This window comes from Verminephrobacter aporrectodeae subsp. tuberculatae (assembly GCF_026127385.1).
GTDB lineage: Bacteria > Pseudomonadota > Gammaproteobacteria > Burkholderiales > Burkholderiaceae_C > Acidovorax > Acidovorax aporrectodeae.
On sequence record NZ_QZCX01000019.1, the window covers coordinates 1 to 373 of the forward strand.

The 373-nt window shown below is 67.3% G+C and carries 1 protein-coding gene; it reads left to right on the top strand.

Annotated features, from left to right (window positions below; translation table 11 throughout):
• The coding region (locus D5041_RS21925) for a SwmB domain-containing protein (protein WP_265285837.1) at positions 1-373 on the top strand (373 nt) is incomplete at both ends.

Here is a 373-nt window from a genome sequence, read left to right on the forward strand (position 1 = left end):
CTTGTCAACGGCGTCGCGAACGCCGTCACCAACGTCGCCATCGAGCCGCAAGCCAAAACCGTCACGCTCACGCTGAGCACGGCGGTCACCAGCGACCAGACGGTCACCGTCGCCTACGCCGACCCCACGACCGGCAACGACGCCAACGCCATACAGGACGCTGCCGGCAACGACGCGACCAGCTTTGCGGCCACGGCGGTGACCAACAACACACCAGCGCCAGTGGACACCACGGCCCCGGCGCTGATCATCACCGGCGACTCGCGTCCCAAGGTCACTGGCGACCAGCTGGTGCTTAGCTTTAGCGACACGGGCAACCTGGACGCGGACCCGACCCACACACCCGCCAACGGGGCCTTTACGGTCCTCGTGG